The 20,619-nt window shown below is 58.6% G+C and carries 18 protein-coding genes and 2 pseudogenes; 7 read left to right on the top strand and 13 right to left on the bottom strand.

Annotated elements, in window-relative coordinates; genetic code table 11:
• Position 1 precedes the first annotated feature (1 nt).
• The 4 genes from JAB6_RS18540 to JAB6_RS18525 form a co-directional block, all read right to left on the bottom strand.
• Positions 2 to 493 carry a type VI secretion system tube protein Hcp gene (locus tag JAB6_RS18540; RefSeq protein ID WP_034752191.1) on the bottom strand — a complete coding sequence of 164 codons (492 nt, stop codon included), beginning with the start codon at positions 491 to 493 and terminating at the stop codon, positions 2 to 4.
• Between the two features lie 29 nt (positions 494 to 522).
• Positions 523 to 2,007: a type VI secretion system contractile sheath large subunit gene (tssC, locus tag JAB6_RS18535; RefSeq protein ID WP_034752193.1), complete on the bottom strand. Its 1,485-nt coding sequence runs from the start codon at positions 2,005 to 2,007 to the stop codon at positions 523 to 525.
• A 4-nt stretch (positions 2,008 to 2,011) separates the two neighbouring features.
• Positions 2,012 to 2,521, bottom strand: coding sequence for a type VI secretion system contractile sheath small subunit (gene tssB / locus JAB6_RS18530; protein ID WP_034752195.1), 510 nt, complete (start codon positions 2,519 to 2,521; stop codon positions 2,012 to 2,014).
• Positions 2,522 to 2,590: 69 nt separating this feature from the next.
• The gene (locus JAB6_RS18525) at positions 2,591 to 3,172 is read right to left on the bottom strand and encodes a M48 family metallopeptidase (protein ID WP_070304024.1); all 582 of its coding nucleotides are present in this window, start codon (positions 3,170 to 3,172) and stop codon (positions 2,591 to 2,593) included.
• A 359-nt stretch (positions 3,173 to 3,531) separates the two neighbouring features.
• On the opposite strand from JAB6_RS18525, the gene tssK reads away from it, so the two are divergent.
• From tssK to JAB6_RS28550, 6 genes and pseudogenes are all read left to right on the top strand, one after another.
• Complete coding sequence (gene tssK / locus JAB6_RS18520) at positions 3,532 to 4,878, top strand: type VI secretion system baseplate subunit TssK (RefSeq protein ID WP_034752199.1); 1,347 nt, start codon at positions 3,532 to 3,534, stop codon at positions 4,876 to 4,878.
• A 9-nt stretch (positions 4,879 to 4,887) separates the two neighbouring features.
• Entirely contained in the window at positions 4,888 to 5,667 is a 780-nt protein-coding gene (gene icmH / locus JAB6_RS18515; RefSeq protein ID WP_070304023.1) for a type IVB secretion system protein IcmH/DotU, read from the top strand.
• Complete coding sequence (locus JAB6_RS18510; protein WP_083292798.1) at positions 5,667 to 9,479, top strand: type VI secretion system Vgr family protein; 3,813 nt, start codon at positions 5,667 to 5,669, stop codon at positions 9,477 to 9,479. The genes icmH and JAB6_RS18510 overlap by 1 nt, the downstream gene beginning before the upstream one ends.
• Positions 9,480 to 9,529: 50 nt before the next feature.
• On the top strand, positions 9,530 to 9,967 hold the full coding sequence (locus JAB6_RS18505) for a hypothetical protein (protein ID WP_034752203.1): 438 nt from the start codon (positions 9,530 to 9,532) through the stop codon (positions 9,965 to 9,967).
• Positions 9,968 to 11,116: 1,149 nt separating this feature from the next.
• Positions 11,117 to 11,638, top strand: coding sequence for a hypothetical protein (locus tag JAB6_RS29025; RefSeq protein ID WP_139143435.1), 522 nt, complete (start codon positions 11,117 to 11,119; stop codon positions 11,636 to 11,638).
• 274 nt (positions 11,639 to 11,912) lie between these two features.
• Positions 11,913 to 12,014, top strand: a pseudogene (locus tag JAB6_RS28550) (IS5/IS1182 family transposase); the annotation flags it as partial.
• A gap of 56 nt (positions 12,015 to 12,070) precedes the next feature.
• On the opposite strand, the pseudogene JAB6_RS18500 reads toward JAB6_RS28550, so the two are convergent.
• From JAB6_RS18500 to JAB6_RS18480, 5 genes and pseudogenes are all read right to left on the bottom strand, one after another.
• Positions 12,071 to 12,364 (bottom strand): annotated as a pseudogene (locus tag JAB6_RS18500) (Arm DNA-binding domain-containing protein); the annotation flags it as partial.
• Positions 12,365 to 12,671: 307 nt separating this feature from the next.
• Positions 12,672 to 14,282: a glutamine-hydrolyzing GMP synthase gene (gene guaA / locus JAB6_RS18495; protein ID WP_034752205.1), complete on the bottom strand. Its 1,611-nt coding sequence runs from the start codon at positions 14,280 to 14,282 to the stop codon at positions 12,672 to 12,674.
• Positions 14,283 to 14,348: 66 nt separating this feature from the next.
• Positions 14,349 to 15,809, bottom strand: a complete 1,461-nt coding sequence (gene guaB, locus JAB6_RS18490) for an IMP dehydrogenase (RefSeq protein ID WP_034752206.1) — start codon at positions 15,807 to 15,809, stop codon at positions 14,349 to 14,351.
• Positions 15,810 to 15,933: 124 nt separating this feature from the next.
• On the bottom strand, positions 15,934 to 16,230 hold the full coding sequence (locus JAB6_RS18485) for an RnfH family protein (RefSeq protein WP_070304021.1): 297 nt from the start codon (positions 16,228 to 16,230) through the stop codon (positions 15,934 to 15,936).
• The gene (locus JAB6_RS18480) at positions 16,223 to 16,654 is read right to left on the bottom strand and encodes a type II toxin-antitoxin system RatA family toxin (protein WP_034752216.1); all 432 of its coding nucleotides are present in this window, start codon (positions 16,652 to 16,654) and stop codon (positions 16,223 to 16,225) included. Before JAB6_RS18480 ends, JAB6_RS18485 begins: the two co-directional genes overlap by 8 nt.
• 93 nt (positions 16,655 to 16,747) lie before the next feature.
• On the opposite strand from JAB6_RS18480, the gene smpB reads away from it, so the two are divergent.
• A complete protein-coding gene (gene smpB / locus JAB6_RS18475) occupies positions 16,748 to 17,197 on the top strand; it encodes an SsrA-binding protein SmpB (protein WP_034752217.1) in 450 nt (149 codons plus the stop codon).
• Between the two features lie 306 nt (positions 17,198 to 17,503).
• On the opposite strand, the gene JAB6_RS18470 is transcribed toward smpB, so the two are convergent.
• The 4 genes from JAB6_RS18470 to JAB6_RS18455 form a co-directional block, all read right to left on the bottom strand.
• Entirely contained in the window at positions 17,504 to 17,812 is a 309-nt protein-coding gene (locus JAB6_RS18470; RefSeq protein ID WP_010397665.1) for an H-NS family nucleoid-associated regulatory protein, read from the bottom strand.
• A gap of 611 nt (positions 17,813 to 18,423) precedes the next feature.
• Positions 18,424 to 19,368: an SPFH domain-containing protein gene (locus JAB6_RS18465; RefSeq protein ID WP_034752220.1), complete on the bottom strand. Its 945-nt coding sequence runs from the start codon at positions 19,366 to 19,368 to the stop codon at positions 18,424 to 18,426.
• A gap of 15 nt (positions 19,369 to 19,383) precedes the next feature.
• Positions 19,384 to 19,800 (bottom strand): NfeD family protein, encoded by a 417-nt coding sequence (locus tag JAB6_RS18460; protein WP_034752222.1) that lies wholly within the window; start codon positions 19,798 to 19,800, stop codon positions 19,384 to 19,386.
• 177 nt (positions 19,801 to 19,977) lie between these two features.
• Entirely contained in the window at positions 19,978 to 20,475 is a 498-nt protein-coding gene (locus JAB6_RS18455; RefSeq protein WP_070304020.1) for a Dps family protein, read from the bottom strand.
• Positions 20,476 to 20,619 lie beyond the last annotated feature (144 nt).

The raw sequence follows: 20,619 nt of genomic DNA, 5'->3' as shown, positions 1-20,619 counted from the left end.
ATCAAATCGTCTTGTTGGCCGACAGATCCCAACCGCCAGAGGTATTGCCGCCCGAGCCACCACCGACTTTTTGCTGCGTGTATTTCCACTTGACCTTGGAATACTTGATCGACACGTTTTCGCCGAGGATGTCGCCAGCGGCGACGGACGGCGCCACGCTGCTGATCAGCACGTTTTCCAGCTCGATCTCGAAGTACTTGATGCGCTCGCCCTGGCCGTCGGCGCGCAGGAATTCGAACTTGGCTTTCGGGATCGTTTTACCGGATGAGCAATTTTGCAGCAGCAGAGGCGTGGCGAGGTCGGCCAGCTTGGCGACCACGATATCCTTGTGCTCGGTACGTTCGGCGGTATGGCCGCCGCCGGTCGAGGCGGTGGCGGACTTCGGCTGCAGCACTTCCCACTGGACCGACTTGCATTCGATCCAATCTTTATGGGAGGTGTCGGTGGATTCGCCTTTGATACCATCAATTTGCAAGTAAACGTCGATTGCCATGTCATTCCTTTCGGTTGTTGATGAAAAAATCAGGATTTGGTCGATTGCGGCAGCTCCGCGACCAAACGGAGTGAAACGGACAGCTCATCGAGCTGGAAATGGGGACGCAGGAAGGAAATGGCGCGGTAGACGCCGGGACGGCCCGGCACTTCCGACACCTGCACCGACGCTTCGCGCAGCGGGAACTGGGCCTTCTGCTCCTGGCTGGCGTTATCGTCGAGCAGCACGTATTGCATCAGCCAGCGGTTGAGGAAATCTTCGACGTTGGACGCGGCGGCAAAGCTGCCGATCTTGTCGCGCATCATCGCCTTCATGTAATGGGCGATGCGCGAGACGGCAAAGATGTATTGCAGCTGCGACGACAGCACCGCATTCGCATTGGCGGAATCGGTGTTGTATTTCTTGGCCTTCTGCGCCGACTGGGCGCCGAAGAACGCCGCGTAATCGGTGTTTTTGCAATGCACCAACGAAATGAAACCAAGGTCGCTCAACTCTTTTTCGCGCCGGTCGGTAATCGCGATCTCGGTCGGGCATTTCAGCGCCACTTCGCCTTCGTCGGTCTTGAAGGTATGCGTCGGCAAGTCTTCGACCAGGCCGCCGCCTTCCACGCCGCGGATCGCCGCGCACCAGCCGTAGTCGTCGAAAGCCGCCGTCAGCTTGGCGCCGAAGGCATAGGCGGCATTGCACCACAGGTATTTCTGGTGGTTGGTGCCATCGACGTCCTCGACGAAATTGAAACCGTCGACGGTGGCGCCATCGGCCGGGTTGAACGGCAGCCGCCCCAGGTAGCGCGGCAGCGTGAGGCCGACGTAGCGCGCATCTTCCGATTCGCGGAACGACTTCCACTTCGCGTATTCGACCGTGTCGAACACCTTGGCCAGGTCGCGTGGTTTGCCGAGGTCGGCATAGCTTTCAAGACCGAACAGTTCGGGCGATGCGGCCGAAATGAAGGGTGCGTGGGCCGCAGCGGCCACATGCGACATCTGTTCGAGGAAATACATGTCCTCGGGCTGGCGCGTAAACTCGAAGTCGCCCAGCAGCGCGCCGAACGGAGCGCCGCCGAAAGTGCCGAACTCTTCCTCATACACTTTCTTGAACATGGTCGACTGGTCGAATTCCAGCGCACTCTGGAAATCGCGCACCAGCTCGCGCTTGGTGGCGTTGAGCAGCTTGATCTTCAGGTTGGTGCCGGTGGGCGTGTTGTCAACCAGGTGATGCAGGCCCGTCCAGCTGCTTTCCAGCTTCTGGAACTCGGGCGCATGCATGATGACGCTGAGCTGGCGTGAAATCAGTCTGTCCAGCTCGGCAACGCGCGCATCGATGGTGGCCGCCAGGTTGTTCGACACCACCACGGTGCCCTCCATCACCTGGCTGACCAGTTCTGAAATCAGGTCCTTGGCGCGTGCATGCTCGACGCTGGATTTGGCAACCTTGCTTTGTTCGACGATCTGGTCGAGCAAGCCGATATCGGTGGTCGCGGCGGCGCCGGACGCGGGGGTCAGTTGAGCGGACATGGGATCAGTCTTTCTTGGCGGTGGATTGTTGTTCCAGCTGGGCCAGCTTCTCCGTGCTGTTGAGCACGTCGTTCAGGATATCTTCCAGTTTGTCGTTGCCGGCCAGCTTGTTGCGCAGGTCGGCCAGCTTGGTACGCGCTTCGAGCAGGCGGCGCAACGGTGCCACCTGTTCCACCACCGCCTCGGGACGGAAGTCGTTGAGCGACTTGAAGCGCAGGTCGACGCGCAGCTGGCCGCCCTCATCGCTGAGCTCGTTGGCTACGCCAAACGCGGCGCGCGGCTCGACACCCTTGAGCACTTCGTCGAAATTGTCGCGGTCGATGCCGATGAACTTGCGGTCCTTCAGCCGTTTTTGCTCGACTTCGGAATTGCCGCCGAAATCGCCCACGACGCCCATCACGAAGGGCAGCTCCTTGTTTTCAATCGCATCGCCGATTTCCACGTCATACGTCATCTGCACGCGTGGCGGCCGGACCTTTTGCAGGCGTTTTTGAACACTTTCTTTTTTTGACATGACACATCCCTTCACGAGTAATGGGCGGCATCCGCGATGCCCCTGGTAGATCGCCTTACTGCTTCAGCTTCACTTCAAACCATCGAAGGGATTGGCACTGCTGTCAGCAGTCTTGCTCTGTCCCTTGCGCTGCGAACGCACCGGCGGCTTGTCGCGTACCTGCGCTGCGGCCGGGGCCGGTACCAGCACGGTTTCGCCCAGGCTTTCGCGCAACAGCTTGGCCAGGTCCTGCGATTCGGTGCGCAGCGGGCCGGACAGATTATTCTGGCGGCTCAAGTCGGCCAATGCACGCGTCGACAGGCGCAGTCCGCTGATCGCAATGACGCTGTTGGCCAGCTTGTCGGCCGGGTCGCGCACCAGCACTTCCTGGGCATTGATGATGGCGTCACCGTACTGGCCCGCCTCATAGCGGGTCTGCGCCATGCGGACCCATGGATTCTTATCGGCTGGAAATTCGACGGCGGCTTGTTTCCACAAACCCATGGCCGCTTCGTTGTTGCCCGAACTGGCGGCCTGGGTCGCCTTTGCCATCAGTTCGTCAAGCGAGGGCGGCGGCGGCGCCGACTTGACCGCAGGTGCGGTGCTGCAGGCGCTGAGCGTCAATGCGCAGGCAACAGCGGCAAGAAAATGCAATGTGAATTGGCGAGACATGGTCTGATTTCCCTCAAAAAAAAGATGACGCGGTCATTAAAAAACTTGCAATTTATAGTTGCTAAATTCGTATTTTTGCCGAGACTAACATGGATTTAATATTGACTCCGTTCAATAGAAAATACGCGAAAACTCACATTTCAACCGCCCGCAAAGGCAGGCACCATGCGGGAAACGTACCGTACGCACCTTTCTTCAAGATAATGTTAATGTTGTTGCAGTTGCGAAAAAAGCACATAATTTCCTATTGCAAAGATTGAATGATCGGACGCTCCGGCAAGGCGCCGATCGCGCTTCAAAATAACCCGGGAGCGGCAGCGTTCTCCGCGCTTTTACTTCTTCGGAAAAAAGGGCAATCGATGAGCATTACAAGCAAATTGTTATGGGGTGAAGGTCTGTTTCTGCGCCCCCAGCACTTCCAGCAGCAAGACCAGTACCATGAACATCGCCTGCACGAAAGCATCAAGGCGCTGCATCCCTACGCCTGGGGTGTCAACCACGTGCAGATCGACCGCGATGCGCTGAGCAATAACACGCTGCGGCTGCTGGAACTGTCGCTGGTGTTCCAGGACGGCGAAATCTACAACGCTCCCGGCGCCGACGAGTTGCCCGAGGCCCTGGACCTGAGCAAGCTGCTGCAATCGCAGCAAACCGTCACGTTCTATGCCGCCCTGCCCGCCTTCAAGCATTTCGGCGGCAACTTTGCCGCGCCCGACCAGCCCAACGGTGCGGCGCGCTACGGTCAGGCCAACCTGGAAACGCCCGACCTGTACACCCATGCGGCGCAGGCCGAACTGGCCTACCTGCAAAAATCGCTGCGCCTGGTGGCCGAATCGGAACCGCGCGATTCGTATGTGAATTTTCCATTGCTGCGCCTGCGTCGCCTGTCGACCGGCGGCTTCGAGCCGGACCCGTCGTTCGTGCCGCCTAGCCTGTCGATCCGCAGCGCCCCGCTGCTGTTCCTGCAACTGCGCCGCCTGATCGATGCGCTGCAGGCAAAGGTCAACGCCCTGTACGGCCACCACCGCGAACCGAGCAAGAATGTGATCGAATTTCGCTCCGGCGACATGTCCTCGTTCTGGCTGCTGCACACGGCCAGTTCGGCGTTCGCCTCGCTCAGTCATTATTTCCATCATCCGGCGCTGCACCCGGAACGCCTGTACGAAGCACTGCTGGCGCTGGCCGGCGCGCTGATGACGTTCTCGAAAACCCATGCGCTGGCCGACCTGCCGGCCTACCAGCATGCCGATCCCGGGCCGTCGTTCGCACGCCTGCACGCGATCATCCGCGAACTGCTCGATACGGTGATCTCTTCAAAATATTTCGCCATTGCATTGACCGAGGTCAAGCCGTCTTACCATCACGGCAAGCTCGACTCGGGCAAGATCGACGATAAGACGGCGTTTTACCTGGGCGTCTCGGCCGATTTGCCGGGCGTGGAACTGGTGGACGTGGTGCCGCTGCGCTTCAAGATCGGCGCACCCGACGATGTGGAAAAATTCGTGCTGTCGGCCCTGCCCGGCGTGCGCCTGCAGCACACGCCGCAGGTGCCGGCCGCCGTGCCGGTGCGGCCCGATACCTATTACTTCACCATCGAGGCGAAGGGCCAGATGTACGACCGCATGCTGCAGGCCCAGTCGATTTCCATCTACGTTCCGTCCGGCATGCGGGATCTGAAACTTGAACTTGTCGCCATCACTTCCTGAAGATAAACGATGAATGCAAACGCCCCCTCCCTGATGTCCGGCGGCTCCGCCGCTTACGCATCGAGCGTACCGGCAGGTCCGGGTACCGAACACACGCTGACGGACCTGATGTACGACGGTTTCTACGCGCTGTTCATGCTGAAAAATGGCAGCGGCCCGCAAGACAATGCCGACTTCATCAGAAAGATGACGCAATTTCTCGACGAGTTCGGGCACGCGGCGAAAAAACATGCTGCCTCGGCTGATGATATCGATGCGGCCAAGTATGCATTTTGCGCGGCTGTCGATGAAATCATCCTGCGCTCGCCCTATGCCATCCGCGACGAGTGGGCGCGCCGCCCGCTGCAACTGGTGCTGTTCGGCGACCAGCTGGCCGGCGAGAACTTCTTCATCCGGCTTGAAGCGCTGCGCGCGCGCGGCAGCGCGCACCTGCAGGCGCTGGAAGTGTTCCACATGTGCCTGCTGCTGGGTTTCCAGGGGCGCTACATCCTCGAAGGCTCGGAAAAACTGGCCTACCTGACGGCCCGCCTGGGTGACGAGATCGCCCAGATGAAGGGCAAGAAGGCGGGCTTTGCGCCACATGCGGAACGCCCCGACCAGATCGCGCACAAGTTGCGCAACGACGTGCCGCTATGGGTGCTGTGCTCGGTATTCGCGCTGATCTGCGCACTGGGCTACCTGGGCTTGCGCACCATGCTGGCCAAAAACACCGAACAGCAGATGAACGCCTACAGCGATATCGTCAAGCTGGCGCCGCGCACGGCCAACCTGACCATCACGTTGCCGTAATGAGCGGCCCGGCAACGACAGAAGCTCCTCAGGGCGTGTTCGGCACCGGCCTGTCGCAGCATGCGCGGCTGATCACGCTGGCCACGGCGCAGGCATCGAACCTGCCCGAATCGCTGATGGCCGAGCGCATGAGGGGCCGCGAAGCGGTCAACGAGCTGTTCCGCTTCGAGGTCGATGCCTTGAGCACGGCGGCGGGCCTGGACCTTGCCAGCTTTCTCGGTGAGGAAATCACGCTCAAGCTGCTGCAGCCCGACGGCAGCTGGCGCGCCTGGCACGGACTGTGCACCGACTGCGGCTTTGCCGGCGCCGACGGCGGCGTGGCGCGCTACCGGCTGCGCCTCGAGCCTGCCTTGGCCTTGCTGGGCTTGCGCCGCGACAGCTATATCTTCCAGGACAAGAATGCGCGCGACCTCATCACGGAGCTGCTCGCCGACTATCCGCAGGTGCGCTTCGAATTCGATGTCAGCCAGGAACTGGCACCGCGCCCCGTCTGGACCCAATACCGCGAAAGCGACCTGGACTTCCTGACCCGCGTGCTCGCTTTCGAAGGCCTGAGCTGGCGCTTCGAGCACGAGCAGGACGATGGCGCGGCGCAACAAGGCGAACAACAGAACGCACAGCAGGCCAAGCACAAGCTGGTGATTTTCGACAGCAAGGCAGCCGCGCCGCCGACGCCGGGCGTGGCTGGCCTGCGCTTTCACGGCGTGCGCGCCAGCGATACCGATGACGCCATCGACAGCTTCAGCGCGCGGCGCCAGGTGCGGGCCAATGCGGTCGGCATCAGCAGCTGGGACCCGCAGCAACTGGCGGCACCGGCCGCCGAACACAGCTCGAGCCTGCAGGCGGGCGAGCTGCCGCCCCTGCCCCTGTACGACGGGTCCGGCGAACGGCGCCATGCCGACAGTGCTGCCGCCGATCCGCACGGCTTGCGCATGCTGCAGGCACTGGAACTGGAGAACAAGCAGTTCACGGGCGCTGGCGCGGTGCGGCGCATGGCGGCCGGCCACGCCTTTGAGCTGCTGCAGCACGAACAGTATGCCGGTGGCGCCAACCAGTTCACCGTGCTCTGGGTCGAGCACGAGGCACGCAACAACCTGGGCCCGGCTGGCGGCGCGCTGACGACGCTCTTGTCGAAATTATCGACAGTGGCCAGCCTGGGCGATGTCGCCAGCCTGCTCGCCGGCCAGCTCGAGGCGGGCACCTATCGCAATACCTTCGCTTGCGCGCGTACCAGCGTGGCCATCGTGCCGCTCGCCACCGCCGCGCGCCAGGCCAGCAGCGCGCTGGGGCCGCAAACGGCGCTGGTGGTCGGCCTGCCCGACAGCGTGGCGACCACCGGGCGCGACCATCAGATACGCATCCAGTTTGCCTGGCAACGGGGCGCCGCCGCCAATCCCGGCGGCATGGCGCACAACACGGATCAGCAGGGCAACGCGCCCGGCAACGAAGCGTCAGGCACCTGGGTGCGCGTTGCCGAAGCCTTGGCCGGCCCGAACTGGGGTTCGCAATTTACGCCACGCGTCGGCACCGAAGTGCTGGTCGACTTCATCGAAGGCGACATGGACCGTCCGCTGGTAGTGGCCCAGCTCTATACCGGCAGCGACACGCCGCCCTATGCGGCCGGCGTCGATTCGGACGTCAATCACGCCGGCGTCATTTCCGGCATCCACAGCCACAATTTCGATGGCGGCGGCTATAACCAGTGGGTCATCGACGACACGCCTGGCCAGTTGCGTACCCGCCTGGCGACGAGCAGCGCGGCCACGCAGCTGAACCTCGGTTACCTGGTACAGCAAGGCCCCAACACGGCGCAGCGCGGCAGTTACCGCGGCAGCGGTTTCGAACTGCGCACCGACGCCTGGACCGTACTGCGCGGCGGCGAAGGCGTGCTCATCTCGACCACAGCCCGCGCACAGACTGGCGCGGGCATTGCCTCTACCCAGCTCGACACCACGGAAGCGTTGGCCCAGCTGAAAGGCGCGGCCGAACTGAACAAGTCGTTGGCCGAGGCCGCGCAACAACAAACCGCCCTGTTCAGCCAGGATGCGAAACAGGCCCAGCTGGACCTGATCAAACAGATCGATCCCCAGCAAGATGGCAAATACCAGGCCAGCGTGGGCGGGCAGGAGGCACTGAAGGCCAGCGCGGGCGAGCGCAAGCTGGCTGCCGACCAGCCGGTGGAAAAATTCGGCCAGCCGCTGGTCGTGATGGAAGCGCCCGCCAGCATCAACTGGGCTACGCCAGGCTCGACCGTACTGTTTGCCGCCCAGCAGCTGCACTGGACGACGCAGTCGGACTTGCACATGACGGCCGGCCACACTTATTCGTCCGTGTCGGCCAGTGCACATGGCTTGTTTAGCCACACCGGCGGCATCCAGGCGATTGCCGCCAACGGCCCCGTATCGCTGCAGGCGCATACGGGACAACTGGAAATCCTGGCCGACAAGGCCATTACAATACTCTCGGTCAACGACTGCATCGACATCAAGGCCAATCAAAAGATCACGCTGCAGGCCGGGCAATCGTCGATCACGCTTGAAGGCGGCAATATCACGTTTACCTGTCCCGGCAACTTCACGGTCAAGGGCGGCCAGCACGTGCTCAACGGCGCCGCCAGCGCGGCCGGCGTGCTGCCGGCGCTGCCCGACACGCGCATCAAGCTGTTTGACGAAGGCTTTGTGCTGCGCGACCGCGACACGGGCGAACCGATGCCACGCCAGCCCTACCGCATCAAGCGCGAAGATGGCAGCTATGAGAGCGGCATGACCGACGAAAAGGGCTTGACGCATGTGATTGCAGCGGCGGCCGCCGAGGCGCTGGTGATCGAGCTGCTGAAAACGATGGGCGGCCAGGGTTCGGCATCGGCACCGGCACCCGACCCTGCCCCCTCTTCAGCGCCGGCGCCGGTACCAGGTTCGCCAGGGCAGCCGGCAGCCAGAACCAGCACCCCGCCGGAACCGAAATACAAGCCGGCAGGCGACTCCAGCACCACGCCGGTGGACAACAAGCGCCGCAAGGAAGTGCTGGTCAAGCTGCCGGCCTGCTGGATCGCGGACTACGAAAAAGAAATCGCCGGCCCCTCGTATGGCCGCTATGCCCAGCCTTACCAGCACGACGGCACCCCGCACAAATACAGGGACAAGATCTGGTTCAAGCTGTACGTGCCGGCAAAATCGGACGGTCCGGTGGTGGTGGAAGTGCGTTTCAAGGCCATCACGGTACTGGACGCTGCAGGACAGGCGCTGGAAGAGAGCGACAAGGGCACGGAATCGGCGGCGCTGCGCGTCAAGCAGCGCGCCTACGTGGTGGCGCTGGCGCAGAAAAACGCGACGGCCGGCATCGAAGGCAACTGGAACAACAAGTTCCGGCTTGAAATCAATGATCCGCAATGCGGACAAAAAGTGCTGCCCGTGGCTTTCCGCGTCCTCTGGGTCGACGAGAATCAGCACTACACGCTGCAGATCCACAAGCGCTATGACCGCGAAAACGTGACCGGCGACGTGATGAACGTGTCGCTGGCAACGGAACTGACCACGTATGCGCATGAATTCGGACATTGCGTCGGCATGCCCGACGAATACTCGTACACAGAGTTCGAAGAAACGGTACGCTATTTCAAGCCGGACGGCACGCTCGACGCGCCCATCGTTTGCCACGTCAACGGCACCTCGCCGCAAGACCTGACGCAATCGATCATGTCGTATGCGGAAGGCGCGCTGATCCTGAAACGCCACGGCTGGAATATCGCGATTGAAGCGCAGGAATTATTGAGCAAAAAAATTGGCAGGAAAATACGATGCGATATTGTCTGAGCCTCCTTATCTATGCCATGCTGATGGCACTACCATTGAAAGCAAACACCATGACGAGCACCCACGCGCCCCTCTCCATCTCCCTGCAATGCCTGGGCAACGCTGGCTGCGTCTATGAGCGCAAGCCGATCGACGTGCTGGTCACCATCCGCAACGATGGCAGCCGCGATATCGGTTTTCCGCTCGACTACCTGCGCAAATCGGGCCCGATCGTCAAATTCATCGACACCGATACCGGCGCCGTTACCTACGCCCGCCGCGGCCTGGCCAATCCGGCGCTGAAGACGAAATTCACCACGATCGCGCCAGGCGCCTCGATTTCCATGGAAATCGATATACACCCAACCGACATTGAAACGTTTCGCATCAAAAGAGTCGATATCAGCGTGGAGGTGATATTGAAGGGCGACATACGCATCGATGGCGAAACGGAGCTGCAGGACTACCAGGGCGGCGCGAAGATCCGCATCTTTGAAAAAGAGGAGTGAGGCGATAGACTGCCATGCTCGTCTCGGTCTGCCTGACGAGAAATCGCTTGGCGACTGGATATATCACGCAATACCGTCCGACGCTATCTGTGATCGGAAACCACTAAGCCCTCCTATGCGGAGCGGCGATCAGTTAGCGGATTAGACAAATACTCGGTGCAGCTATCCGGGTGGCTCAAGGCCGAGACGACGAAGCCGCGTAAGCAGCGGCACAATTTGAAGCAGATCCATGAGGACCTGAAAGAAATGGGCTATGCAGGGTCATACGACCGCGTGGCAGCGTTTGCCAGGCAGTGGAAGGCGCATCAAACAGAGTGGGTCAATTCTGCGAGCAAACGAACACCTGCGCAGCATGTCGAACTTAATCTGGGTCCAGGGATCACCAAATGAATGCTTCATACTGCGTTCTTTCTCTATGGCGGGATAGATGGGGTGTTACCAGCCTATACATGCAGTCTTATAGATCAACGATATTCATGCAAGAGAAGGTAATTTCATCAGGGTAATGATATCCTTGATATTGGTCAAACAATAATCAAAAGATGCGCTTGGAGGCGCCAACAGGACCACAGAATGAATTGTCACCAGTGGTTTGGCCTCTCCCGCACCATAATTCTGCGTAAATAAGAAGTAGATAAATCGTATTGAGACCTTTGGCTTTCTGCCAAGCACCAAGTGGGTGCTGATATCGTTGTCTGATCCTACGACGAGATCGTGCCGGGCCTTCCTATCCCGAGTAAGCAACAGAGCATCTGCTTCTGAGAGCAATAACGGCATAATTGGCTACGATAAACTAGCCCGTCATCTGCTTCGTGCGCTCGGCCAGATGGGGGACTTTGCACGCTGGTGGTGGAGTAGCAATAGCGATCACGGCTGACGCGACATGGCACCTGACGGCATCACGCCAAAACAGAAGCTTGCCATGGCCGCTTAACCTCTACTTCTAAAGCGCTCTAAAAATGGGGGATTACCAATCATTGCTGGGTATATCGCGCGATCGATTTAAATCTCTAAAATTTAAACATAGGATCTAAAACCGTCAGTGAAATTATGCAATAATTCAAGAGGTTCCGTCATGCCAATTTGAAGTGCGGTACTGTCAACTGCAACACCCAACGCTGATTCTCCTATCTTAGTGAAAATAAACTGATGAAAATTACAAAAATTGTACTGGTCGCATCCCTTGCAGCACTACTTGGAGGCTGCGTGGCACCTCAACGTCCAAGCTTCACTCCGTTGCCATTTGACGCCGTTGAATATGATGCACTTCCTAAAAGTGGCACCGGTATTGTAAAAGGTCAAGTCTTTGCGAAAACAGTGGGCGGCACCGTGAAAAAAGGTGCCGGGAATGCAGTACTTTTAATACCGGTGACAAAGTACAGGCAACAGTGGTACCAGGCGGTACTCATGGAAGGCAGGGCAGCAGCAGTCTCTCAGGATCCACGCTACTCGACCTATGATAAAACTAAAACTACTGATGGTGAAGGTCGTTTTGAGTTTAATGAAGTTCCACCAGGTCAATACTACGTACTCAGTAATGTGAATTGGGAAACCATTTCGGATAATGAATATTCACGGCGCTTGGGCCTTCTTGATCAACAAGGCGGCCTGGTTGTGCGAACTGTCGAAGTGAAGAACGGCGCGACAACTGAGGCAATCCTCAACCGCTAAAGTACAGTCGGGCGGCAGCTTACTTGAAATCTTGCCCTGATACAAAGGCAAGTCCAGGTAATTTGCCGCTCAATTGCCTGCTATTCTTCGTTTCGAATAGATCATCTACCTGCCGTACCGTCCAAAGCTTGCGTCTTGCCTGCGACTTTCCAGCTTCCATCTCCAACCTTTGTTGCACATCTTTTTGCTAAACCGCGCTGTCCTAAACCTGATCTTATTGAAGGCAAGAGGCAGGAAAAGCCTGCCTTGGAACGCCTAAACAAAACGTCGTCCAAAGAAACCCCTCGGCGGACAGCATACCGGCCCCAATCCAACCGACCGCGGCAAGCTTGGCTGCAAGCCCCATCTGCTCATCGATCAACGCGGTCTGCCTCTGGTGGCGAGCATATCGGGGACTCAGGTACATGATTCACGGATGCTGATCCCGCCGCTTGTCTCGGCGTCCTTGACGCGGGCCTTATTCCGCGCCTTTCCTTTCGCCGGGGACTTCCCCGCCGTGATCAGTTTCTTTGCCTCGCCCAGCTTCTCGCGCGCCTCCGCCAGCGTCATGCCGCCGACGCCATAGCGGCCGAAGATAACGGTCTCCTGGCGGCCGTTGATTATATAGTTATAACGGAACGAGATTGAGCCGGCAGTCGTGACGGCCACATACAGGCCATCGCGGTCGTTCACCTTGTAGAGTTTGTCCTGTGGCTTGAGATTGCGCAGTTTGGTATCGGTCAGCATGGCATCTTGTCGTGAAGGGCTGAAATGCCATGATCAAAAAGCCGATGAAAATTTCTTACAAGTCCTTGATTTTAATGACCTTTTACAAAAACGATACCATGAAAGAATCCGGAAGCATCGCATGGTATCGACCGCTGATCATGCATCGTTGTGAGGTCATACCATTAATAACGCCATGCAAAAAACAGTGCTTAAGCGCGCCAATCGTTGCCAGGCAGTGCCAGACAAAATAACAAAAAAGCCCGTGAAATCACGGGCTTAGGTGTGGTTTCCTGCCTATCAGTGCCAGCAGTTGCTAGACATCAAATCATTCCCACTCGATGGTCGCCGGCGGCTTGCCAGAGATATCGTAGACGACGCGGTTGATGCCGCGCACTTCATTGATGATGCGGTTCGAGACCTTGCCCAGCAGGCTGTGCGGCAGGTGTGCCCAGTGGGCCGTCATGAAGTCCTGCGTTTGCACGGCGCGCAGGGCCACCACGTATTCGTAGGTGCGGCCGTCGCCCATCACGCCCACCGATTTGACGGGCAGGAAGACGGCAAACGCCTGGCTGGTCGCTTCGTACCAGTTGGTCGGAACGCTATCCTGGTCGAAACCAGGAACCACGACCGGCTCATACGGCGTGTTGCGCAGCTCTTCGATGAAGATGGCGTCGGCGCGGCGCAGCAGGTCGGCGTAGTCTTTCTTGACTTCGCCGAGGATGCGCACACCGAGGCCCGGGCCCGGGAATGGGTGGCGGTAGACCATGTCATGCGGCAAGCCCAGGGCCACGCCGAGTTTACGCACTTCGTCCTTGAACAGTTCGCGCAGCGGTTCGAGCAATTTCAGCTTCATGGTGTCCGGCAAGCCGCCCACGTTGTGGTGGCTCTTGATGGTCTGGCCTTTTTTACCTTTACCGGCCGATTCGATCACGTCCGGGTAAATCGTGCCTTGCGCCAGCCATTTGGCGTTGACCAGCTTGCCCGATTCCACCTGGAAGACTTCGACGAATTCGCGGCCGATGATCTTGCGCTTTTGCTCAGGATCGGTGACGCCGGCCAGGTGGCCCATGAACTGGTCTTCCGCATCGACGCGGATGACTTTCACGCCCAGGTTCTTGGCAAACATGTCCATCACCATCTTGCCTTCGTCCAGGCGCAGCAGGCCGTGGTCGACGAAGACGCAGGTCAGCTGGTCACCGATGGCGCGGTGGATCAGCGCTGCCGCGACGGAGGAATCGACTCCACCGGACAGGCCCAGGATGACATCGTCGGTGCCCACTTGCGCGCGGATCTTTTCCACCGCTTCGCTGATGTAATCGGGCATGTTCCAGTCCGACTTGCAGCCGCAGATTTCATGCACGAAACGGCCGAGCATGGCCTTGCCCTGCACCGTGTGCGTCACTTCCGGGTGGAATTGCACGCCGTAGAACTGGCGCTCTTCGTCGGCCATGGCGGCGATCGGGCAGCTCGGAGTGTTGCCCATCAGCTTGAAGCCTGGTGGCATTTCCAGCACCTTGTCGCCATGGCTCATCCACACTTTCAGCATGCCGTGGCCTTCGTCGGTGACGAAGTCGGCGATACCGTTGAGCAGCTTGGTATGGCTGCGGGCGCGCACTTCGGCGTAGCCGAATTCGCGCACCAGACCGTTTTCCACTTTGCCGCCCAATTGAGCCGCCATGGTTTGCATGCCGTAGCAGATGCCCAGCACGGGCACGCCCAGCTCGAACACGGCTTGCGGCGCGCGCGGCGAGTCGCCGTCCAGGGTGGAATTGTGGCTGCCCGACAGGATCACGCCGGCGGCGCCGTAGTTGCGCACGAATTCATCGCTGACGTCATACGGGAAGACTTCGGAAAACACGCCGGAATCGCGCACGCGGCGGGCGATCAACTGGGTGACTTGGGAACCGAAATCGAGAATGAGGATTTTAGAATGCATGATGGGGACTTTATCTGAGGTCATTACAAAACCGGCGCACTAGGCGCCGGTCTGGTGTGTCGCTATTTACTCGGAACGGTAATTCGGCGCTTCCTTGGTAATCTGCACATCATGGACATGCGACTCGCGCATGCCGGCCGAGGTGATTTCCACGAATTCCGCTTTTTCGCGCAGTTCGTCGATGGTGGCGCAACCGCAGTAACCCATCGATTGACGTACGCCGCCCACCAGCTGGAAGATGATCGCCAGCACGCTGCCTTTGTAGGCCACGCGGCCTTCGATACCTTCAGGCACGAACTTGTCGGCCTTCATGGTGGCGTCCTGGAAATAACGGTCAGCCGAACCATCAGACATCGCGCCCAGCGAACCCATGCCGCGGTACGATTTGTAGCTGCGGCCCTGGTACAGGATCACTTCGCCCGGTGCTTCTTCCGTACCGGCAAACATGGAACCCATCATGACGGTCGAGGCGCCAGCGGCCAGCGCTTTGGAAATGTCGCCCGAGAAGCGGATACCGCCGTCGGCGATACACGGCACGCCCGTGCCTTCCAGTGCTTCGGCCACATTCGAGATGGCCGTGATTTGCGGTACGCCTACGCCAGCGACGATACGCGTGGTGCAGATCGAGCCAGGACCGATGCCGACCTTGACCGCATCGGCGCCGTATTCCACCAGCGCCTTGGCGGCAGCGGCCGTAGCGATATTGCCGCCAATCACTTCGACTTGCGGATACTTGGTCTTGATCCAGCGTACGCGGTCGAGGATGCCTTGCGAGTGGCCGTGGGCCGTGTCGACCACCAGCACGTCGACGCCTGCAGCGACCAGCAGGTCGATGCGCTCTTCATCCTTGGCGCCCACGCCGACGGCAGCACCGACCAGCAGTTTGCCCTGGCTGTCTTTCGACGCGAACGGGTGCGAAGTCGACTTCTGGATATCCTTGACGGTGATCAGGCCGCGCAACTCAAACGCGTCGTTGACGACCAGCACGCGCTCGAGGCGGTGCTTGTTCATCAGGCGCTTGGCTTCGGCCGTATCGGCGTCTTCCTTGACGACCACCAGCTTTTCGCGCGGGGTCATCTTGGCGGAAGCTTCCGCGTCGAGTTCCTGCTCAAAACGCAAATCGCGGTTGGTGATGATGCCGACGACTTCCTTGCCTTTGACGACAGGGAAACCGCTGATGCCGTATTGTTCCGTCAGCGCGATCACGTCGCGGATTTTCATTTCCGGCGGAATCGTGATCGGATCACGCAGCACACCTGCTTCGAAACGCTTTACGCGGGCCACTTCACGTGCCTGGTCCTTCGGATTCAAATTCTTGTGGATGATGCCGATGCCGCCTTCCTGGGCCATCGCGATTGCCAGACGGGCTTCCGTCACCGTATCCATGGCTGCGGACAGCAAGGGAATATTCAAGGTGATATTGCGGGTCAGGCGAGTTTTGAGGGACGTATCGGCGGGCAGAACGTTGGAGTAGGCTGGGACGAGCAGCACGTCATCGAATGTGAGTGCTTTTTGAAGTAGACGCATAGCATTTCCTATTGGCGCAAAAGCAGATTATACAGAAAAAAGCGCCCTCCGTCCTTGCAGCATAGAAAAGATATTTGAAAATAGCCAAAAATGGCGCGCGCCAGGCAGCGGCCACCCTGCCCGCTCAGCCCTTGGCAGGCTTGCCGCCAGCCCTGCGCCGGCGTGCCTCTTTCGGGTCCGCCTGCAAGGGGCGGTACACTTCCACCCGGTCATGTTCGTGCAAGACCGTATCGAGCGGCCTCTTCTTGCCATAGATGCCCACCATATTGATGGTCAGGTCGATGCCGGGGATGGCCTGCAGCAAGCCGCTCTGTGCCACCGCCTGTTCGATGGTGGTGCCGGCAGGCACCGTCAAGGCGCGCAGGAAGCTGCTTTCCGGCAAGGCGTGGCAGACTTGCACGTGGATGCTGGCTTCAGCCATACACGGTCTCCGCGCGCTTGCAGAAGGAATCGACCATGCTGTTGGCGATCATGCCGAAGACGGGGCCGATGATCTGCTCGAGTACGCGGCTGGAAAACTCGTAGTGCAGGTCCAGTTCGATCTTGCAGGCATCTTCACGCAGGGCCTTGAAGGTCCACACGCCATCGAGGGTCTTGAAAGGGCCGTCCACCAGCTTCATCTTGATGGATGACGGCGGCACGTTCTCGTTGGACGTGGTGAAGCTTTGGCGCACGCCGTGGTAATGTATGCCCACGCTGGCGACAACCGTGTTCTCGCCCCGCTCGCGAATCTCGACCGCACCGCACCAGGGCAGGAATTTGGGATAATCCTCCACCGCCGCCACCAGCGCGAACATTTGTTCGGCGCTATAGCCGAGAAAAACTGATTTATGTACTACTGCCATTGAAGAACCATTTGCTATGATGTTGGATACATTTGATTTTATCGCGCTTGCGCGAGACAGTAGTTTAACCGACCCGCGCACATTTACCATCTCATGACCATAGCAGACAACAGAAAAGCCTTCCACGACTACTTTATCGAGGATCGCTACGAAGCGGGCATCGTGCTGGAAGGCTGGGAAGTCAAAGCCATCCGCGACGCCCGCGTACAAATCAAGGAAGCCTACGTCGTCGTCCGCGGCGATGAACTCTTCCTGTTCGGCGCGCATATCAGCGCCCTGCCGACCGCCTCCACCCACATCCATCCGGAAGCCGTACGCACGCGCAAGCTGCTGCTGCACCGCACGGAAATGGATAAACTGATCGGCAAGGTGGAACGCTCCGGCTACACCCTGGTCCCGCTCAACCTGCACTACAAGGGCGGCCGCGTGAAATGCGAAATCGGCCTGGCCAAAGGCAAGAAGCAGCACGACAAACGGGCTGCGGAACGCGACCGCGATGGCGCGCGCGAAGTGCAAGCGGCAATGAAATCGCACCGCCGCTGATCCGGCACTGCGCGCAGCGTGCTGCGCCAATACCAACAAGCCCGGCTATATGCCGGGTTTTATTTTGCCGATTGCCTGCGGCAAGCGGAAATGCACAACATAACGGGATAAAAACAGGGAAAGGAAGAGATACGACGGAAATAAGACTGGTATTGACGAAAATACCGGGAAGATAAGCGATGTGAATCAGCTTTGCCTGCCTGGCCAAAGACGATAAACGAGGAAAGTTCCGGATGCTTGCGTGCTGCCTGGTATTACCCCTGCACTACTCCACAGGACAAGCATCCGAATGAATGGCGTATTACATTACACCTTCAGCAGATCACGCGACTTGCCCGAATCGGTCCATTCTTTGACCCATTTCGGTTGACGGCCACGGCCAGTCCATTGTTGCGTCGCATCATCCGGATTGCGATAGCGCACTGCAACCGTGCCGGTTTTAGCGCGGATACCCGTACCAACCAGATCTTTCACGGAAACGCCGACGCTCTGGGCGATCGCCAGGATTTGTTCGCGCGCCTTGGACAGATCGTCCTGTTCGCGTTTCTTCATTTGCTTCTTGATGTCGTCCTGCAAGGTGCGCAGTTCGGACAGGGATAAGCTGGACAGATCCATGATATTTCCTTGTGTGAGTTGAAAAATATAACTGAACAGTTAAATTCTATCCAATTGTAACGCGACTGAGGTGATTTTTTTGAAGATTTGATTGTTTTTTACAATTCTTTTACCAAAAATCCTACTCCCCCCGGCTTTCAAGCGATGCTGTCTTCAACCAAGTGGGGCGGACATCACACACGGACCGTCTGCGCAAGCACCTCTGTTTTGTGCGGCGGCGATTCAATACAGCGCTATCGGCCGCATTTATTCTGCAGTATTTTTTGTTTCATTGCAATTTATAGTAATTCTAAATTGCAATTCAAAATATACATGAGGCCAATACTATCGGCCATCGCCCATCCGCCCCAAACCCCGCACCGGCATCCGTAGCGGACATCGGTGCAGCAGATTCTACTTCAATCAAAAAGATAAGCGTCGCACGACAGCATATAATCCCGAAAGTGCGCACAGCATAGCATAAAGAAAATATTTTCAACGTTACTGGTTCAAGCGCAGATACTCGATCCCTGCTGCCACCACATATTCCGGTAGCGCAAATGAAAACTGCCCACCATATGGCGGGCAGTTTTGACGGCAAACTTGCTACCAGTTTGCTATTCGCCAGGCAATCAGGGAATAGCCACGCCGCCTTTCGGCTTCTGCGTTTTCACCACCTGCATCGCCGTGGCGATCAAACCGCTCATATCACCGAGATTGGCCGGCACGATAATCGAGTTATTCGTTTTCGCCAATTGCGCGAAGGCGCCCACATACTGCTCGGCTACTTTCAGGTTGACGGCATCTTCGCCGCCCGGCTCGCGGATGGCGGCCCCCACCTGGCGCAGCGCCTCGGCGCTGGCCTGCGCCAGCGCGACGATGGCCGTGGCCTGGCCTTCGGCGCGGTTGATCGATGCCTGCTTTTCGCCTTCGGAACGGGCGATAGCCGCTTCGCGCTCTCCGCTGGCGATATTGATCTGCTCCTGCTTGCGCCCTTCCGAAGCAGCAATCAGCGCGCGCTTTTCGCGCTCGGCCGTAATCTGCGCCTGCATCGCATGCAGGATTTCCTTGGGTGGCGTCAAATCCTTGATTTCATAACGCAATACCTTGACGCCCCAATTCGCCGCCGATTCATCGATGGCATTCACGATGGCTGTATTGATATGGTCGCGTTCTTCAAATGTCTTGTCGAGCTCCATTTTACCGATTACCGAGCGCAAGGTCGTTTGCGCCAATTGCGTAATGGCGGCAATATAATTCGACGAACCATACGAAGCACGCATGGCATCGGTAATCTGGAAATACAGAATGCCATCGACCTGCAATTGCGTATTGTCGCGCGTGATGCACACCTGCGGTGGCACGTCGAGCGGAATTTCCTTGAGCACATGCTTGTAAGCGATACGGTCAACAAAAGGCACGACAATATTCAGGCCGGGGCCCAATACCGCATGGAACTTGCCCAGGCGCTCCACCACCCAGGCATGCTGCTGCGGCACCACATTGACCGTCTTGAAGACAAATACCAACGCCAGCAATAACAAGATCAGCGACACGCTTCCGATACTTACTTCCATAATTTATTCTCCAGGTTATCCAACAATCAAACGGCTGCCACGCACGGCCCGTATGGTGTAATGACCGGCCTGCGTATCGCTGCCGGGAATCAGTTCCACATCCCACAAGGCGCCGCGATACATGACGCGCGCCGCGCCATCGACCCAGTGCGCGACTGCCACGCTTTGGCCGATATCGAGATTCACATTCGGATCCTGCGCCGCATCGCGCCGCGCCGCCTTGCCAAAACGGCTGCGCCGCAATAACAGGGTGGCCGCCACGCCGACAATAGCGGCCGTCAGGGCCTGCCAGCTGCCATTTCCGCCCGCCAGCGCCACCAATCCGCCCGCACTGACGCCGATGGCGATCATCAGCAGATAAAACGTGCCCGTAAACAGCTCCAGGATCAATACCGCGCCAGCCGCTACAAACCAGCCTACCCATTCAGCCATGATGCCTCCATCTTTGTAAATCCGAAAATAAAAAACCCCGCGGCCTATATAAGCGACGGGGTTTAATGCGCTGTGCTGCCTGATATTATTCTTGCCAAACACCTATATACAAGCAGTCTAACGCAATTCCGGATGGCGTCAATAGCTAGGGGCGAATTAGCGCCACCAGCCCGGCAATTACTCTTCCAGCAGGCTGCGCAGCATCCACGCGGTCTTTTCATGCAGATCCAGGCGCTGCGTGATCAGGTCGGCCGTCGGCTGGTCATTGGCTTTTTCCAGCAGCGGGAACAGGCGGCGCGCCGTACGCGCGGTCGCTTCCTGTGCCGCCACCAGATGGCTGACCATGTCCAGCGCCGGCGGCACGCCGTCGATTTCCTTGATCGAGGCCAGCTTGACGAATTCCTTGTAGGTGCCCGGCGCCGGGTAGCCGAGGGCACGGATGCGCTCGGCGATCAGGTCCAGCGCGGCCCACTGCTCCGTGTATTGCGTCATGAACATCAGGTGCAGGGTGTTGAACATCGGTCCCTTGACGTTCCAGTGAAAATTATGGGTCATCAGGTACAAGGTGTAGCTGTCGGCTAGCAGGCCGGACAGGCCTTCCGCAATCTTCGCGCGGTCCGCCTCGGAAATGCCGATGTCGATCTTTGCAACTTTGCTTGGTTTCTTGCTTGCCATGTGAACTCCTGTTTCAATGTATTGGTGGAATCATTTTAGCTGATCTGGCGCAAGCCCATCGGATACTGCCGTGCGCCGCATGGCGGGCATAAAAAAACCCGCTGCCGGGTGAGCGGCAGCGGGTTTTCAGACGGCGATAAAGAT

This window comes from Janthinobacterium sp. HH104 (genome assembly GCF_001758715.1).
GTDB classification, from domain to species: Bacteria; Pseudomonadota; Gammaproteobacteria; order Burkholderiales; family Burkholderiaceae_D; genus Janthinobacterium; species Janthinobacterium aestuarii.
The sequence above is the reverse complement of the archived record's forward strand: the minus strand, read 5'-3'. Positions and strand labels throughout refer to the sequence as shown.

What these genes read in the sequence shown, in the direction of transcription:
- JAB6_RS18540 (WP_034752191.1), bottom strand. Translation starts at nt 493, where the DNA reads ATGGCAATCGACGTTTACTTGCAAATTGATGGTATCAAAGGCGAATCC.
- tssC (WP_034752193.1), bottom strand. Translation starts at nt 2,007, where the DNA reads ATGTCCGCTCAACTGACCCCCGCGTCCGGCGCCGCCGCGACCACCGAT.
- tssB (WP_034752195.1), bottom strand. Translation starts at nt 2,521, where the DNA reads ATGTCAAAAAAAGAAAGTGTTCAAAAACGCCTGCAAAAGGTCCGGCCG.
- JAB6_RS18525 (WP_070304024.1), bottom strand. Translation starts at nt 3,172, where the DNA reads ATGTCTCGCCAATTCACATTGCATTTTCTTGCCGCTGTTGCCTGCGCA.
- tssK (WP_034752199.1), top strand. Translation starts at nt 3,532, where the DNA reads ATGAGCATTACAAGCAAATTGTTATGGGGTGAAGGTCTGTTTCTGCGC.
- icmH (WP_070304023.1), top strand. Translation starts at nt 4,888, where the DNA reads ATGAATGCAAACGCCCCCTCCCTGATGTCCGGCGGCTCCGCCGCTTAC.
- JAB6_RS18510 (WP_083292798.1), top strand. Translation starts at nt 5,667, where the DNA reads ATGAGCGGCCCGGCAACGACAGAAGCTCCTCAGGGCGTGTTCGGCACC.
- JAB6_RS18505 (WP_034752203.1), top strand. Translation starts at nt 9,530, where the DNA reads ATGACGAGCACCCACGCGCCCCTCTCCATCTCCCTGCAATGCCTGGGC.
- JAB6_RS29025 (WP_139143435.1), top strand. Translation starts at nt 11,117, where the DNA reads ATGAAAATTACAAAAATTGTACTGGTCGCATCCCTTGCAGCACTACTT.
- guaA (WP_034752205.1), bottom strand. Translation starts at nt 14,282, where the DNA reads ATGCATTCTAAAATCCTCATTCTCGATTTCGGTTCCCAAGTCACCCAG.
- guaB (WP_034752206.1), bottom strand. Translation starts at nt 15,809, where the DNA reads ATGCGTCTACTTCAAAAAGCACTCACATTCGATGACGTGCTGCTCGTC.
- JAB6_RS18485 (WP_070304021.1), bottom strand. Translation starts at nt 16,230, where the DNA reads ATGGCTGAAGCCAGCATCCACGTGCAAGTCTGCCACGCCTTGCCGGAA.
- JAB6_RS18480 (WP_034752216.1), bottom strand. Translation starts at nt 16,654, where the DNA reads ATGGCAGTAGTACATAAATCAGTTTTTCTCGGCTATAGCGCCGAACAA.
- smpB (WP_034752217.1), top strand. Translation starts at nt 16,748, where the DNA reads ATGACCATAGCAGACAACAGAAAAGCCTTCCACGACTACTTTATCGAG.
- JAB6_RS18470 (WP_010397665.1), bottom strand. Translation starts at nt 17,812, where the DNA reads ATGGATCTGTCCAGCTTATCCCTGTCCGAACTGCGCACCTTGCAGGAC.
- JAB6_RS18465 (WP_034752220.1), bottom strand. Translation starts at nt 19,368, where the DNA reads ATGGAAGTAAGTATCGGAAGCGTGTCGCTGATCTTGTTATTGCTGGCG.
- JAB6_RS18460 (WP_034752222.1), bottom strand. Translation starts at nt 19,800, where the DNA reads ATGGCTGAATGGGTAGGCTGGTTTGTAGCGGCTGGCGCGGTATTGATC.
- JAB6_RS18455 (WP_070304020.1), bottom strand. Translation starts at nt 20,475, where the DNA reads ATGGCAAGCAAGAAACCAAGCAAAGTTGCAAAGATCGACATCGGCATT.